This window comes from Afipia sp. GW822-FHT03D08 (genome assembly GCF_058801645.1).
Genome location: NZ_JBXANK010000003.1, coordinates 90,861 through 104,607 on the forward strand (window position 1 = coordinate 90,861; position 13,747 = coordinate 104,607).

Annotated in this window: 13 protein-coding genes and 1 riboswitch; of the genes, 6 read left to right on the forward strand and 7 right to left on the reverse strand. The window is 61.5% G+C overall.

Going from position 1 to position 13,747, the window contains the following annotated elements:
- The first annotated feature begins 28 nt into the window (after positions 1-28).
- Genes AC1RM7_RS19585 through AC1RM7_RS19595 form a run of 3 tightly spaced genes read left to right on the forward strand, consistent with a single transcriptional unit; the run spans position 29 to position 2,930 of the window.
- Positions 29-1,261, forward strand: a complete 1,233-nt coding sequence (locus AC1RM7_RS19585; protein WP_006022979.1) for an OpgC domain-containing protein — start codon at positions 29-31, stop codon at positions 1,259-1,261.
- Positions 1,258-2,028, forward strand: coding sequence for an SGNH/GDSL hydrolase family protein (locus AC1RM7_RS19590; protein WP_024920302.1), 771 nt, complete (start codon positions 1,258-1,260; stop codon positions 2,026-2,028). Before AC1RM7_RS19585 ends, AC1RM7_RS19590 begins: the two co-directional genes overlap by 4 nt.
- 44 nt (positions 2,029-2,072) lie before the next feature.
- On the forward strand, positions 2,073-2,930 hold the full coding sequence (locus AC1RM7_RS19595) for an SGNH/GDSL hydrolase family protein (RefSeq protein ID WP_051055056.1): 858 nt from the start codon (positions 2,073-2,075) through the stop codon (positions 2,928-2,930).
- A 3-nt stretch (positions 2,931-2,933) separates the two neighbouring features.
- Here the strand turns inward: AC1RM7_RS19595 and AC1RM7_RS19600 are convergent, their stop codons facing one another.
- Positions 2,934-3,773, reverse strand: a complete 840-nt coding sequence (locus AC1RM7_RS19600) for a PhzF family phenazine biosynthesis protein (protein WP_492837482.1) — start codon at positions 3,771-3,773, stop codon at positions 2,934-2,936.
- Positions 3,774-3,796: 23 nt separating this feature from the next.
- The gene (locus tag AC1RM7_RS19605; protein WP_024920305.1) at positions 3,797-5,029 is read right to left on the reverse strand and encodes an O-succinylhomoserine sulfhydrylase; all 1,233 of its coding nucleotides are present in this window, start codon (positions 5,027-5,029) and stop codon (positions 3,797-3,799) included.
- A gap of 71 nt (positions 5,030-5,100) precedes the next feature.
- A riboswitch (SAM riboswitch) is annotated at positions 5,101-5,180 on the reverse strand.
- Positions 5,181-5,236: 56 nt separating this feature from the next.
- Between AC1RM7_RS19605 and AC1RM7_RS19610 the strand changes: the two genes are divergently transcribed.
- From AC1RM7_RS19610 to AC1RM7_RS19620, 3 genes are all read left to right on the forward strand, one after another.
- Entirely contained in the window at positions 5,237-6,385 is a 1,149-nt protein-coding gene (locus AC1RM7_RS19610) for a 2'-deoxycytidine 5'-triphosphate deaminase (RefSeq protein ID WP_492837480.1), read from the forward strand.
- Positions 6,386-6,532: 147 nt separating this feature from the next.
- Entirely contained in the window at positions 6,533-8,323 is a 1,791-nt protein-coding gene (locus AC1RM7_RS19615; protein WP_024920307.1) for an acyl-CoA dehydrogenase family protein, read from the forward strand.
- A gap of 129 nt (positions 8,324-8,452) precedes the next feature.
- The gene (locus AC1RM7_RS19620; RefSeq protein ID WP_024920308.1) at positions 8,453-9,886 is read left to right on the forward strand and encodes an MATE family efflux transporter; all 1,434 of its coding nucleotides are present in this window, start codon (positions 8,453-8,455) and stop codon (positions 9,884-9,886) included.
- A gap of 6 nt (positions 9,887-9,892) precedes the next feature.
- On the opposite strand, the gene AC1RM7_RS19625 is transcribed toward AC1RM7_RS19620, so the two are convergent.
- The 5 genes from AC1RM7_RS19625 to AC1RM7_RS19645 all read right to left on the reverse strand — a co-directional run bounded on the left by AC1RM7_RS19625 (position 9,893) and on the right by AC1RM7_RS19645 (position 13,612).
- The gene (locus AC1RM7_RS19625) at positions 9,893-11,101 is read right to left on the reverse strand and encodes an EAL domain-containing response regulator (protein ID WP_024920309.1); all 1,209 of its coding nucleotides are present in this window, start codon (positions 11,099-11,101) and stop codon (positions 9,893-9,895) included.
- Positions 11,102-11,361: 260 nt separating this feature from the next.
- Positions 11,362-11,757, reverse strand: a complete 396-nt coding sequence (locus AC1RM7_RS19630) for an SRPBCC family protein (protein WP_024920310.1) — start codon at positions 11,755-11,757, stop codon at positions 11,362-11,364.
- A gap of 24 nt (positions 11,758-11,781) precedes the next feature.
- Positions 11,782-12,141, reverse strand: coding sequence for a VOC family protein (locus AC1RM7_RS19635; RefSeq protein WP_024920311.1), 360 nt, complete (start codon positions 12,139-12,141; stop codon positions 11,782-11,784).
- A 22-nt stretch (positions 12,142-12,163) separates the two neighbouring features.
- Positions 12,164-13,012, reverse strand: coding sequence for a helix-turn-helix transcriptional regulator (locus AC1RM7_RS19640; RefSeq protein ID WP_024920312.1), 849 nt, complete (start codon positions 13,010-13,012; stop codon positions 12,164-12,166).
- 9 nt (positions 13,013-13,021) lie between these two features.
- Positions 13,022-13,612 carry a methylated-DNA--[protein]-cysteine S-methyltransferase gene (locus AC1RM7_RS19645; protein ID WP_492838056.1) on the reverse strand — a complete coding sequence of 197 codons (591 nt, stop codon included), beginning with the start codon at positions 13,610-13,612 and terminating at the stop codon, positions 13,022-13,024.
- Between the last annotated feature and the right edge of the window lie 135 nt (positions 13,613-13,747).

The window sequence follows — 13,747 nt, forward strand, 5'->3', positions numbered from 1 at the left end:
TGGAACCGGATGAAACGGACTTGACCGGATGACGCTCGTGACCACCGAGATGACCGATCAGGCTGTTGCGAAAGCGCCTGCTGCAAAGGCCGTCGCGCTTCCGGTTGCCGCGGGCGAACGCGAGCTGCGCCTCGATCTCTTTCGAGGTATGGCGCTGTGGCTGATCTTCATCGACCATCTTCCGCCGAACATTCTGACCTGGTTCACCATCCGCAACTACGGCTTCAGTGACGCCACCGAGATCTTCATTTTTATCTCGGGCTACACTGCGGCATTCGTATACAGCCGCGCGATGCTTGATCGCGGCTTCGTGGTGGCGAGTGCGCGCATCTTCAAGCGCGTCTGGCAAATCTACGTGGCGCACGTTTTCCTGTTTACAATCTATCTCGCAGAAATCTCTTACATCGCGACGCGGTTCGAGAACCCGCTCTACGCGGAAGAAATGGGCATTCTGGATTTCCTCAAGCAGCCCGACGTCACGATCGTTCAGGCGTTGTTGCTGAAATTCCGGCCCGTCAATATGGACGTGCTGCCGCTTTACATCGTGCTCATGATTTTCCTGCCGGGGATCATCTGGCTGATGCAGCGCAAGGCCGATCTGGCGCTGTCACTCTCGGTCCTGCTCTATGCCCTGACCTGGCAATTCGACTGGTATCTTCCCGCTTATCCAAACGGCTTCTGGGCTTTCAATCCGTTCGCCTGGCAGTTGCTGTTCGTATTCGGGGCTTGGTGCGCGCTCGGTGGCGCAAAGCGAATGGCGCGCATTCTGTCCTCGCGCATTACGCTCTGGCTCTGCATTGGCTATCTTGTGTTTGCGTTCTGCGTCACGCTGACCTGGCACGTTCCGCAGCTCAACATTTTCATGCCGCGCTGGCTGGAAAGCTGGATGTATCCGATCAACAAGACCGATCTCGATGTTCTCCGCTTTGTGCATTTTCTGGCGCTGGCGGCGATTACGGTCCGCGTGCTTCCGAAGGATTGGCCGGGTCTGAGATCGCCGTGGCTTCGCCCGGTGATCCGGTGTGGTCAGCATTCTCTGGAGATATTTTGTCTCGGCGTCTTCCTCGCATTCGCGGGTCATTTTGTTCTGGCCGAAGTGTCCGGCGGAGCATGGATGCATTTCTTCGTCAGCGTCGCCGGGATTGTCATCATGTCAGCGGCCGCATGGCTATTTTCGTGGTACAAGAGCGAAATAGGCAAGGGCGACAAACGCGCAAAAAGCGCTGATGCCGATGCCGACCTCGCCGGAGGCGGGTCATGAGAGCGTTACTGGTTGCAGGTCTGTTCGCGTCTGTCCTGGTGGCTGCTCCGGCGCGCGCCGAGGACGGTCCCGGCTGTACTGTGCCCGCATATCTCCTGACGACGGAAAGCCCACTTCCGAAGGTCGCAAACGCGATCAAGACCAAGAAGCGTCTGGATATCCTTGTGGTCGGCAGCGGCTCTTCAGCGCTACCTGGCTCTGACGGTGCGAACATGTCTTATCCGGCACGTTTGGAGTCCGCTTTGCGCGAAGCATTGGCTGGCGTCACTGTCAATGTCAGGACCGACCTGCGGCCCAAGAAAACAGCCGCGGAAGCCGCGCAGGGTTTTAGCCAGATGATCGACAAGCTGCCGGCGGATCAGAAGCCGGATCTGGTGATCTGGCAGACCGGCACGGTCGATGCGATACGCGCGGTTGATCCTGACGATTTCCGCGCCGCGTTGGATAGCGGGGTTGAGGCACTGCAGAAAGCAGGCCCCGATGTGCTCTTGATGAATCTCCAATACAACCCACGTATGGAGACGATGCTGTCGGTTGGTCCCTATATCGACACGATACGGGTCGTCGCACAGCAGCATGAAGTGCCGATATTCGACCGGTTTTCGATCATGCGTCACTGGAGCGATGCCGGCGATTTTGATCTTTTCGGTTCAGCCCACGGATATGGAATGGCGAAGCGTGTGCATGACTGTATCGGCCGGTCGCTGGCCGCGATGGTCGTGGAAGCGTCGCGCATCAATCCGGCTGAGCTCAGGATTCAACGTTGATGAATTTTTATGGTCGTTTGGCGATTGCCGCCATGGCGGGCGCTATGACGTGGGGATTACCCGCCGTCTCCCCTGTACGAGCCCAGGTGCCCGACGCGCCCCAGCAGAAGGGTCTCGGAACAAAAGCTATCGAAGCGGCGAAGACTGTGGCCAAGGGTGCCGGGGATATTCTCACCCGCGTGCCGTGTCTGCCCGCCAAGGGATTGAAGGACGTTCCGGGTTCGCTGCCGCGCGTTGCGCGGCGGATCGCTGCGGGCGAGCCGGTGACCATCGTGGCTTTCGGCTCATCGACCACGGTCGGTTTCGGCACGTCAGCGGCCTACAATTATCCCAGCCGTCTTGCGGATCAGTTGCGCCGCAAGTTTCCGACCGCCGACATCAGTGTCATCAATCGCGGTATGGGCGGGCAGGATGCGCCCGAAATGATGAAGCGGTTCGATGTCGCCGTTCTCGATGCGGACCCTGATCTCGTGATCTGGCAGCTCGGCACCAACGCTGTGGTCAAGGGCAATGCCAGCGACATCGCGGCGACGGCTGCGCTGGTGGAGGACGGCATCGCGCGCCTTCAGGCCAGGGGGATCGATGTCGTGCTGATTGATCCGCAATACGTTCCGGCGGTTGCCGAGAAAACCGAGAACGCGAGCCGGATGGTCAAACTGCTCGGCGATGTCGCCAAGCTCAAGAACATCTCGGTGTTTCCGCGCTTCGATGTCATGCGGCAATGGCACGAGGACGAAAAAATGCCGTTCGACAAGTTCGTGATCGGCGACGGCCTGCACATGAACGACTGGGGCTACGCGTGCTTCGCCCAGTTGCTCGGCGACACCATCATCAAGTCGGTCGGACAGGTGAAGGCCGGCGTCAACATTCCGGCCAACGTGATGACCTTCCGGCCGATGTAAGGCTTAGATCGTCAGCCTGCCTTCGATGCACGTCTGCGTCTCGCCGCCGATCCAGATGTCGTGACCATCACGCGCGGCGTAAACGCGGCCCTCTCGTCCAAGCACGGTGCCCTGGCTTGCGACGTATGCAGCGGGCGCAAGTCCTGCGGACATCAGCCATTGCGCGAGACCGGCATTCAGGCTGCCCGTGACGGGGTCTTCGGTCGCGCGGTTGGATATGAATGCGCGAACCTCGAAGAAGGCGTCCTTGCCGTCGCGCAAAGGGTCCCATGGCGCGACCACGCCGAGCTTCAGGTTCCCAAGCACCGGATAGTCCGGTTTCAGCGACAGGATTTCCGTGCGTGATGTCAGCATCACCGCCACCCAGCCGGGGCCGTTGTCGATCCACTGCGCCGCCTTGATGGCGTCCCGGCGAATTTGCAGGCCGCGCGCGATCTGATCGAGAATGTCGCTTTCGACATCGCCGGTCCGGCGCAGCGGAGGGGCGGCAAATGCCAGCCTGTTCCCGTCGCGCCTGATTTTGATGAGGCCCGCACCGCATTCCTGAACGACATGCGTCTGCCCGGCAGTATTCCTGAGGCTCAACCAGACGTGACAACTGCCGAGCGTTGGATGGCCTGCGAACGGCAGCTCGCCTGAGGGCGTAAAAATCCGCAGGCGATAATCGGCCTCTGCCGTCGTAGGCTTCAGGAGAAAGGTGGTTTCGCTCAGATTCGTCCAGTTCGCGAGCGAAGCCATGGCGTCGTCGGAAAGTCCGTCGGCGCCAATGACCACGGCAAGCGGATTACCCTTGAGCCGCTTGCCGGTGAAAACATCGACCTGCTGGAACGAAAATGTACTCATGGAATATCCAGCGCGCTTCTGTCTTAGGCTTTCTCCAGCGCCGCGTTCAGATCCTCGATCAGGTCGTCCTTGTGCTCCAGTCCCGCCGAGAAGCGGATGAAGCCTTCACTGATGCCAAGTTCAGCGCGCGCCTCCGGCGTCAGCCGCTGATGCGTCGTGGTCGCCGGATGGGTGACGATGCTTTTGGAATCGCCGAGGTTATTGGAAATCCGCGCCAGCTTCAGCGCGTTCAACGTGCGGAACGCTGCGGCCTTGCCGCCCTTCACCTCGAAACCGATCAGGGTCGAACCCGCGCGCATCTGTTTCTTCACGATGGCTGCCTGCGGATGATCGGCCCGGCCCGGATAGATCAGCCGCGAGATTTTCGGATGTTTGGCCAACGCATCGGCGATCGCCGCGGCGCTTTCGGTTTGCGCCTTCACGCGAATGCTCAGCGTCTCAAGGCCTTTCAGCAGCACCCATGCGTTGAATGGTGACATCGCAGGTCCGGTCTGGCGCAGGAACGTGTGGATGTGCTCCTGAATGAAAGCCTCCGACGACAGGATGATGCCGCCGAGACAGCGGCCCTGGCCGTCGATGTGCTTGGTCGCAGAATAGACCACGACGTCGGCGCCGAGCGTCAGCGGGCTTTGCCAGATCGGTGTGGCGAACACGTTGTCCACGATCAGCCGCGCGCCGCCGCGATGCGCGATCTCGGCGACAGCGCCGATGTCGACCACATCGAGGGTCGGGTTGGTCGGGCTTTCGAGGAAGCACGATTTGGTGTTCGGGCGCATCGCCTTCTGCCACTGGTCAAGATCGTGACCATCCACCAGCGTGGATTCGATGCCGTAGCGCGGCAGCAGATCTTCCACGACATAACGGCACGAACCGAACAGCGCTTTCGCTGCGACCACATGATCGCCGGCTTTGAGCGGAGCAAGGATCGCGGTGGTGACCGCCGCCATGCCGGTCGCGGTGGCGCGCGCGGCCTCGGCGCCTTCGAGTTCGATCATGCGCTGCTCGAACATCGATACGGTCGGATTCGAAAACCGCGAATACAGGAAGCCGGGGTCCGCGCCGGTGAAGCGCGCTTCGCACTGTTCGGCAGTGTCGTAGATGAAACCCTGCGTCAGGAACAACGCTTCGGAGGTTTCGCCGTACTGCGAGCGCAGCGTGCCTGAATGCACGAGGCGGGTTTCCGGGCGATAATTGCGGGTCGGGGATGGCGGCTTGCTTGGGGAAGCATTGGCCGCGGGTGTTTTGGTCTCGGACATGTGCACTCCATCGTGGCCACCTCGCGATGGACACAAAAAAACCGGCCTGGAAAATCTTTCCACAAGCCGGGATCACACTGTCCCCGGCCTGTTTAGCGAGTTATTTAACGTGGCTGCAAGCCGGCCGGCTCAAATGACCACGGGATAAGTCCTAGGCTTAATCCCGCATGCTCTTTCCGTCAAGCACCCCATCGGATAACCGATAAAATGCTTGTTTTGCTGGATCAGCCGATAGCCGAGGATTGCCCCGTGGCCTTCACACTTGCCCCCGACGCGACAGGAATTCTGCCTGACCGCATGATCGCGGCGATGGCCGATGCAGGCCTGATCCTGCCGGAATATCCGTTCGTTGAAAGCCAGATCCAGCCCGCCAGTCTCGACCTGCGTCTCGGTGCGATTGCCTACCGCGTCCGCGCCAGCTTCCTGCCGGGACCGGACATGACGGTGGCGCAGCGTATCGATGAACTCAAGCTGCACGAGATCGATCTGTCCGATGGCGCGGTGCTGGAAACCAACTGCGTCTATATCGTGCCGCTGCTGGAAAGCCTGGCGCTGCCGCCGGCGATTCAGGCTGCGGCAAATCCAAAAAGCTCCACCGGCCGCCTTGATGTTTTCACCCGCGTGATCGCCGACGGCACGCGGCGCTTCGACATGATCGCGCCCGGCTATCATGGCCCGCTCTATGCGGAGATCAGTCCCAAAACCTTCCCGGTCTTGCTGCGCGAAGGATCGCGGCTGTCGCAGATTCGTTTCCGCACGGGCCATCCGCTGCTCGATGGCGATGAACTGGAGGCGCTGCATGAAGCCGAGCGTCTGGTCGACAGCGACGAAGCCGATCTCGCCGGCGGTGTGGCCTTAAGCGTTGATCTGTCCGGTGAAGGCTCGGATGGTTTTGTCGGCTATCGCGCCAAACGCCATACCGGCGTGGTCGATGTCGATCGCCGTGCCGGATACACCGTGGGTGAGTTCTGGGAGCCGATCCGCGCGCGGCCGGATCGCAGCCTGATCCTCGATCCCGGCGAGTTCTATATTCTTGCCTCGAAGGAAGCGGTGCAGGTGCCGCCGGATTTCGCCGCCGAGATGGTGCCGTTCGATCCGCTGGTCGGCGAATTCCGCGTCCACTATGCAGGCTTCTTCGATCCCGGCTTCGGTTATGCAGGCGCAGGCGGGCAGGGCTCGCGCGCGGTGCTCGAAGTGCGTTCGCGCGAAGTGCCTTTCATTCTCGAGCACGGCCAGATCGTCGGCCGCCTTGTGTACGAGAAGATGCTGTCGCGCCCCGATGCGCTGTATGGCCAGCGCATCGCATCGAATTATCAGGGGCAGGGCCTGAAGCTCTCGAAGCATTTCCGGACCTAGCGGCCGGGTTCCGCTCTGCGAATTACGTCCCCTCGCGGCACATTTCACCCATGCCGCCATTGGCTTCCGGCCAGCTTGCCGCGGGCATCCAAATACCGGATCATTCCTGAAAACAACGGGAGCGATCCCGGCAGGGATGAAAACGCCATGGTTGCAGCCGCAAAAACTCCGCCCGCTCAGACATCAGCTTCGACATCCGGGTTCGGTCTGATCGCGCCCGACACCTCGGGCATGAATTTCTATCGCGCCGATCCGATCCTCGCCGATCTGCTGCGCATCCATCTTCCCGGCGCGCTGTTTCAGCACATCGAGCCCCATCTGGACCGGCTTGGCTCGCTCGCTGGTGGTCATCTCGATGAATGCGCGCGTCTCGCCGACAAGCATGGCCCGGTGCTGCATCAGCGCGATCGCTTCGGCAACGACCGGCAATGGATCGAGTATCATCCGGCCTATCGCGAGCTCGAGCGCGCAGCCTATGGCGAGTTCGGCATTCATGCGATGTCGCATCGCAAAGGCATTCTCGGCTGGGCCGACACCTATCCGGCCGTCGCCAAGCACGCCTTCACGTTTCTGTTCAATCAGGCCGAGTTCGGGCTTGGCTGTCCGATCAATGTCACAGACGGCGCGGCGCGTCTGTTGTCGCGGTTCGGCGACGACGCGCTGAAAGCAAAGTATCTCGACGGCCTCACGCAAACCGACATGTCAAAGCTGACCCAGGGCGGCCAGTTCATGACCGAGAAGGAGGGCGGTTCGGACGTCGGCAAGCTGACCACCAGAGCGGTGCAGGACGGCGGTCACTGGCGGCTCTACGGCGAAAAATGGTTCTGCTCGAACGCCGATGCAAAGATGGTGATGCTGCTGGCGCGGCCGGAAGGCGCGGTCGGCGGCACCCAGGGCGTCGGCCTGTTTCTCATGCCGCGTGAACTCGACGATGGTTCGCCCAACCACTACCGCATCGTCCGCCTCAAGGACAAACTCGGCACCCGCTCGATGGCGTCGGGTGAGATCAAGCTTGAAGGTGCGATTGCTTACGCTGTCGGCCGTCTCGATCGCGGCTTCGTGCAGATGGCCGAGATGGTCAACTGGTCGCGGCTGTCCAACGGCGTCAAGTCGGCGGCATTGATGCGGCGCGCGCACCATGATGCGAATACAGTTGCCAACAACCGCGTGGTGTTTGGCCGCCGCATTATCGATATGCCGCTGGCGCGCCGGCAGTTGATGAAGATCATGCTCGCGACCGAGCAGGCGGTATCGATGAGCTTCGTCACGGCCGATGCATTGGATCGCGCCGAAGCCGGCAGTCAGGACGCCGCGGCATTGCTGCGCGTGCTGACGCCGACGCTGAAGTATCGCGCCACGCGCGATGCCCGAAAGGTTTGTGGCGAGGCAATGGAGATGCGCGGCGGCATCGGTTACATCGAAGAGTTCGCGACGCCGCGGCTATTGCGCGACGCGCATCTCGGTTCGGTCTGGGAAGGAACCGGTAACATCGTTGCGCTCGATACGCTGAAGCGTGCGGTCGGTCGTCACGGAGCAGAAGCTGCGCTGGGAGCCGATCTGCATGCGCGGATCGACGATGCGCCCGGCATTCCGAAAGTCTGGCGCGACCGGCTTCATCACCTGACGGACAAGGCGATCGGCTTTGCCCGCGACGTGGCCGGGCGTTCGGAGAACGAAGCCGAAGCGCGCCGCGCCACCAGCACGCTTTATCATGTCGCCAGCGCTGTCACGTTCGCCTGGGAGGGCAGCCGGATTCACGCCATGCGCGGCGACGCCCGCCGGCTGTTGCTGTCGCGTCTCGTTGTCGATCACCGCCTGACGGCGCAGGACCCGTTTGCCGTTCTCTCGAACGGACGCGATGAGGCAATCGCAGACCGGCTGCTCGGTGATCGGCCATTGGCGATGGCCGATGCCGCACAGATCATCAATGCGGCTTAGTTCGCTGGTTTTCAGGGTGTGTAGGCGCCATGCGCGAAGCGCGCGTTGTGCCCTGCAAATTTGATGCTATGGATTTTTTGACAGGGCGGCGCTCTCTCAAAACAAAAAGATTTCCGCTCGGGAGACGATATGTCCGAACTTGGGGCCGCTGAAATTCCTGTCGTGCAGACGGACGAAAAACCGCCGCTGCCTGCTGTCAAAGGTCCCGTTAAAAACCCGCTGCTCGATGGGCCAATCCTCTCGACGCTGTTGAAACTGGCCGCTCCCAATGTGGTCGCGCTGACCGCCGGAACCTGCGTCGCGATCGCTGAGACATCCTATATCGGCCGCTTGGGCGTCGAACCCCTGGCAGCGATGGCGCTGGTGTTCCCGTTTGTCATTCTGATGATGACCATGTCCGGCGGCGCGATGGGCGGCGGCGTTGCATCCGCCATTGCACGCGCGCTGGGCGCCAACAATGCCGAGCGGGCATCCGCGCTTGCCGTGCACGCGCTGATGATCGGCATTTGTTTCGGCCTGACCTTCATGATCGGGATGCTGATCTTCGGGCCGTATCTGTTTGCCGCGCTCGGCGGCAGGGGCCGTGTTCTGAGCGAGGCCATCGGTTACTCGCAGATTTTCTTCGGCGGCGCCGTGCTGCCATGGATCATGAATACGCTGGCGGCGCTGCTGCGCGGAACCGGCAACATGAAGCTGCCGTCGGCGATCATTCTCAACTCGGCGTTCTTTCAGGTTCTGTTCGGCGGCGTGCTTGGTCTTGGCCTGGGGCCGGTGCCGCAGTTCGGCATGCGCGGCGTTGCGGCCGGCACGCTGATGGCGTTTTCGATCGGTGTCGGCATCATGGCGTGGTATCTGCTGTCAGGCCGTAGCCGCGTGAAACTGAATTTCAGCGGCTTCCGGTTTCAGCGCACGATGTTCTACGACATCCTGCAGGTCGGAGCGATTTCCTGTTTCTCGCCCCTGCAGATCGTGCTGACGGTGACGATCTTCACGCACCTGCTGGCGAATTTCGGGACCGAGGTTCTCGCGGGTTACGGCATCGGCGCACGGCTGGAATTCATGCTGACGTCGCTGGCGTTCGCTGTGGGGATCGCCTCGGTGCCGATGATCGGCATGGCGATCGGAGCCGGCCGCATCGCCCGGGCGCGGCGGATTGCCTGGACGGCCGGCGGTGTGTCGTTTGTGGCCGTCGGCTTCTTTGGCGGGTTTTTCGCTCTCAACCCGGACATTTGGGTGAACATTTTCACTGACAATGCCGCCGTGCGGGCTGCGAGCCATGAGTATCTGTCGATCGTCGGGCCGTTTCTCGCTTTCGTGGGCCTTGCGATTTCGCTTTATTTCTCTTCACAGGGCGCCGCGCGCGTGATCGGGCCGGTGCTTGCACAGACCGCGCGGCTTGCATTCGTCATGGCGGGCGGCTGGTGGCTGACATCACATGGGGCAGTCAGCACGAATTTCTTCTGGCTGGCGGCCGCGTCCATGATTCTGCTGGGTATCCTCGCCGCCGCCGCAGTTCGTTTCACGAACTGGGCAGCGAGAGGGGCGGCTATCAAGGCTGAATGAGAGCCGTCACGCGAGCACGGTCGGACGTGCGAGCGAGGCGCGGGCGAACTTCTTCGCGTTGGCGGGTTTGCCGAACAGATAGCCCTGGGCCAGGTCGAATCCCATCTCGTGGATCGCGACCAGATCGGACCGGGTCTCCACCCCCTTGGCGACGGTGCGCGCGCCGTGCCGGTCCGCAAGTTCGAGAATACGGCGGCAGACGGTCTGCTTGAGGCGGTTATCCGCCGAGCCGGTGACGAATTCCCGATCGACCTTGATTTCGACGAACGGAAAACTCTTCAGCTCCGTGAGCAGCGGCCAATCGGTCCCGAGATCATCGATCGAGATTGCGATGTTGTGAAACCGCAGGCGCTTGGCGACATCGATCGCCAGATCGAGATTCCGGATGATCTCGAAGCCTTTGACCTCCACGATCAAGCCTCCGAACGCCGGATGGTTCGGAATCTGGCGGCAGAGATGGCTGACCAACGCCGGGTCTTCGAGAAAGCTGATCGGCAGATTGATGGAGATGTCGACAGGGCCGTGCTGATCCACGAAATAATGCCAGTCCTCCAGCGCGCGGCTGACGACAAATTCTGACAGCCCCTTGAACTGCGGGTCTCGAGCGTCAGGGATAAAGGATGCCGGAGGCACCACGCCCCATGATGGGTGACGCATGCGGATCAGCGCCTCCGCGCCGCGGGGCGCGAGCGTATGCACGTCGATTTTCTGCTGGTACCACAATTCCAGCCAGCCGGCCTTCAGCGCTTCCGCAACATCGACAGGCGGACTCGGTGGGGCTTGTTGCGGAAGCAGCGTGACCACACTGGCCCGCAGACCATCCGCGCTGAACGGTGTGGCAAGCGGCGGCAGCATCGCAATCTGAAGCTCTTCCCCGAGTTGGCGCAGCGCGCTCACGACGATCGACTCCTTTGGGCCGATCAGCAGAACCTGGCCGTCGAATTTCCTGTCGACGATGATTTTCAGGATATGCCCGGCCTGAACGCCATCATTCGGTATTCCGAGCAGAATGAGATCGGGCGCGTGCAGGTCCAGCAGCAAGGGCAACTCGTCGGCGTTCGCGCACTCGGATGCAACGAAGCCCAGCTCTTCAAGAGCCTCCGCAAGAAACGTGCGGATGTGTCTCTTCGCGTCGACGATGCAAACGCGCGGTGTGACCTTGCGCTGGCCGAATGTCGCGACCGTGTCCAATTCCGCGGGCTTGAAACCCCTCATGCGTCACCTCCCGTGTCCCCAGAGACGGAAGTCTTAGCGTCATGGAGTGGTCGCAAATGTGGAATTGTTGAATCATCCACTCGTATAATTCGGTAAGGTTAAAGGCGCGAGAAAGATTCAAATCTGTGCGGCATTTTCCGAAAATCCGGTTGCATCTAATGTTGTCGATGCGAATTTGATCATGCTGCACTCAGAGAATGCAGCATGATGATCATGACGAGCGCCTGGTGTCATCGTTGGCGACACATCCGGCCGGATAACTAGCCGTCTTCGAGCCGTTTCTTCATCGCTGCGATCGACATATCCATTTGTCCACTGATGTATGGCGCGATTTCGTTCGGCAGCACGTCCACGGTCCAGACAAATTTGCTGCACCTGTCGCCATCTTCGTAAATCTGCACCGAGGCGCTGTGTTGCCTGATCCTTTCGCTGACGATGGCGTAGACAAGACGCCGTTTCGCGTCGTCGCAATCGACAAGAATCTCGCGTGCGCTCGTGCCGTTTGAAAATGTCACGAGCCGGGAGTCGCCATCCATGACGGCGTCGGTGACAAAGCCGGGCGCGAGCCGGGTATGGACTGCTCCGAAGTCGCGCACTGCGTCCCAGACATCATGCGCGGATAATGCAATCGCAAACTCTTTCTGGATCGATGCCATGTTTTCCTCCGTGCCGGTCGGGGATCACGTGCACACGGCCTCGACATTGTTGCCGTCGGGGTCGATCAGAAATGCGGCGTAGTAGGTGGGGCTGTAGTCCGCGCGCGGACCTGCGCCGCCATTGTCGCGGCCGCCGGCCTTCAGTCCTGCGGTGTGAAACGCCTTGATGGCGTCGTGGCTCGCGGCACGGAATGCGACATGTGCGCCAGACCCTTCGGGGTCTCTCGACAGATGCAGCCAGAGTGCCGGCGCATCCTTCGGTCCAAATCCGGCGCCGCTCTCATCGCGCGAGCAGAGAATATGGCCGAGCGGCGCGAGCGCGGCGGTGTAGAATTTGATGCTGGCGTCGAGTTTTCTGACTTTCAGTCCGATATGGTCGTACATGATGATCTCCCTGTGATGGAGATCACCCTACGGCAGCGGCCTTGAGCCGTTCTTGGAAAATCTTGCGGTCGCCGCGCGCCGCATCGCGGAACCGCCGCGGCGAAACGCCAGCGGCCCGATGGAAGGTGCGCACAAAGTTCGAGAGGTCGCCGAATCCGACATCGAAGGCGATCGATGTGATCGATCGCGCATCGTCGGCCAGCAGCCTTGCTGCATGGCGCAGCCGCGCGCGTACCAGATACTGATGCGGCGTCACCCCGAGCACATTCGAGAACATCCGCAGGAAATGAAAGGAACTGACGCCGGCAGCCTTTGCAGCCGTCTCCAGATCCACGGCCCGGTCGGCGTGGGCATCGATCCACAGTGCGCTCTCGACAGCGCGGCGGCGGTCGCGTGCGGTGGCCCGCGATGCCTTCTGGGTCTTTCCGGACGTTGCTTCGACAAAACGGTTCACAAACAGAATCGCGGCTTCATCGATCCCGATGTCGTTGTCGCCGCGTCCGGTCGCCTGCGCGAGTTCTCCATAGACCATGAGTTCTGGTGTCGGCGGCACGCAGCCGATCTGCAAGGCATCTGTCCGGACGCCCATGTCATCTGCGAGTGCAGGCGAGAGCTGGAACGACAGGCATTCATCGCCGCAAACGTGATGAGGATGCGAGCAGGTATATTCGTCGCTGGCATGACCCAGCATCACCGCCCCGGCGACCAGTTCGTGGGAACGTCCACGGGTGTCATAGCCGAAGCTGCCCTTGCGGACGTAGGAGAGCGAATGGCGCGCATGCTGTTCGAGGAACGGCTTATCGTCCGGCCCCATGGTGCACCGGTAATCGAACACGGACAGCGCCGTACTCTCAAACAGGGTGATCCTCATAGCGGGACGTTAGCCCCGGCGTCGTTGCGGGGCAATCGACAGGCCGGGGTCGAACAGCATCGGCGCATCCTCGGCGTCGCGGGTCGAAATCCGGGCGCGTTCGATGGCAAGTATGCGGAACTTGGTAGTGACGCCTCCATTGGCGGAAAACCCGCCGGTCTTGCCGCCCGCCGCCAGCACGCGGTGGCAAGGGATCACGATGGGGAGCGGATTTTCTCCGAGCGCCTTGCCCACCGCGCGCGACAGCAGCTTGTCGCCGAGGCGCGTGGCGATCTCGCCATAGGTCAGCGTTTCGCCGGGGGCGATGGTTTGCGCGATGTCGTAGACGCTCCGGTTGAAGGCGGGCAGGCGATCCGTATCGAGGGCGATGAAGGACAGGTCCGTCGCTTCGCCGCTGAGTAGCTCCACCATGGCATCGCAGGCGCGCTGCACATCCGCCGGTGGCGCCATTTCCTGTGCGCCAGGTGCTTTCTGAAGCAGGCGTGCACGGGTTCTGGCATCGTCGGCTTCGGGGAGTTGCACGCCCAAAAGACCACGGTCGCCCCAGGCGACGCCGCAGCGCCCGATCGCCGTGTCGAACAATGCAAAACCAGCCGTCATGTCGCGTTCCAGTGTTTCATAGCCGCATCCCGAAACTTGGAGAATCTTGCGCTTTTCGGTCCCGTTCGCCACCCGGATCCTGCGATGCCAGCCATCTTGCGGCCTGCCGCCGGGTGTGGCTAAGGTTGGAACCGC

Coding starts and splice junctions, on each gene's coding strand:
- AC1RM7_RS19610 (WP_492837480.1), top strand. CDS start 5,237: ATGCTTGTTTTGCTGGATCAGCCGATAGCCGAGGATTGCCCCGTGGCC.
- AC1RM7_RS19590 (WP_024920302.1), top strand. CDS start 1,258: ATGAGAGCGTTACTGGTTGCAGGTCTGTTCGCGTCTGTCCTGGTGGCT.
- AC1RM7_RS19600 (WP_492837482.1), bottom strand. CDS start 3,773: ATGAGTACATTTTCGTTCCAGCAGGTCGATGTTTTCACCGGCAAGCGG.
- AC1RM7_RS19585 (WP_006022979.1), top strand. CDS start 29: ATGACGCTCGTGACCACCGAGATGACCGATCAGGCTGTTGCGAAAGCG.
- AC1RM7_RS19630 (WP_024920310.1), bottom strand. CDS start 11,757: ATGGCATCGATCCAGAAAGAGTTTGCGATTGCATTATCCGCGCATGAT.
- AC1RM7_RS19640 (WP_024920312.1), bottom strand. CDS start 13,012: ATGAGGATCACCCTGTTTGAGAGTACGGCGCTGTCCGTGTTCGATTAC.
- AC1RM7_RS19645 (WP_492838056.1), bottom strand. CDS start 13,612: ATGACGGCTGGTTTTGCATTGTTCGACACGGCGATCGGGCGCTGCGGC.
- AC1RM7_RS19605 (WP_024920305.1), bottom strand. CDS start 5,029: ATGTCCGAGACCAAAACACCCGCGGCCAATGCTTCCCCAAGCAAGCCG.
- AC1RM7_RS19625 (WP_024920309.1), bottom strand. CDS start 11,101: ATGAGGGGTTTCAAGCCCGCGGAATTGGACACGGTCGCGACATTCGGC.
- AC1RM7_RS19620 (WP_024920308.1), top strand. CDS start 8,453: ATGTCCGAACTTGGGGCCGCTGAAATTCCTGTCGTGCAGACGGACGAA.
- AC1RM7_RS19595 (WP_051055056.1), top strand. CDS start 2,073: ATGACGTGGGGATTACCCGCCGTCTCCCCTGTACGAGCCCAGGTGCCC.
- AC1RM7_RS19615 (WP_024920307.1), top strand. CDS start 6,533: ATGGTTGCAGCCGCAAAAACTCCGCCCGCTCAGACATCAGCTTCGACA.
- AC1RM7_RS19635 (WP_024920311.1), bottom strand. CDS start 12,141: ATGTACGACCATATCGGACTGAAAGTCAGAAAACTCGACGCCAGCATC.